General features: G+C 49.2%; 1 pseudogene. It reads right to left on the reverse strand.

Features of this window, described 5'->3' with window-relative positions:
- Nucleotides 1-815 (reverse strand): annotated as a pseudogene (locus ACJBF3_RS26100) (hypothetical protein); the annotation flags it as partial.

The raw sequence follows: 815 nt of genomic DNA on the forward strand, positions 1-815 counted from the left end.
AGGGAGAGAACATCCATGTCTGGCCGATAAGAACTCCGAACGTGATTGCTGTGCATTCGTTCGGGAACGGGGTCGAAAAGAATTTATCTCCTGCCATAGATATCTTGCCGGTTCTTACATGGCCTGTTGCTGCATTACCCATCCCCAGGTTATTTCTGGCCGTTGGGGCATCGTTCGCGCCTGTACCACCTGCAACTACTGATAATGGGATGAATTTGCCAAGGCTCGTGTTGTAATAACCCCAGGAGTTATCTGTTCGTGCAGTAAGATATTTGTCTTTGAATGCATCACCGAACATCACGGTTTCATTGGGACGCTGCTCTATACGGTCAAGAGAAAGGTTGATTCTTGCACCTGTTGCATCCGTCGCACCTGTTCCGCCTTTAGTGAGGGGAACTTTATCCTCAGTGGCTACGGCCCCAAGTCCGAGATTGGTCCTTGCTCCTGCTGAGTTCAGCGAACCAGTACCGCCTGCACTGACAGGCAGCGCAATGAACGTTTGCAGATCATCGTTGTAATAACCCCAGGTATTGTCTGAACGCGCCGTCATAAATTTCGTTTTGGTCGCATCGCTGAACATTACCGTTTCACCGGGCCGCTGTTGAATGCGGTCAAGCTCTAGGTTTTTCTTGGCCCCGTCCGCATCTCTGGCCCCTGTTCCACCCTGCTCAATACCCAGAGGAATAAAGCCATGTAGTGGATCGTAAATACCCCACAGGCCATCAATTCTTATTGATAAAAATATGGAGTGATCATCCCCAGCATAAATTTTCGTTTCGTTATTGAGCTGCTCCACCCTGTCAATTCCAAGGTTT

It is taken from the genome of Enterobacter sp. PP-008-ECC_S150 (assembly GCF_045257065.1).
Taxonomy (GTDB): Bacteria; Pseudomonadota; Gammaproteobacteria; order Enterobacterales; family Enterobacteriaceae; genus Enterobacter; species Enterobacter chengduensis.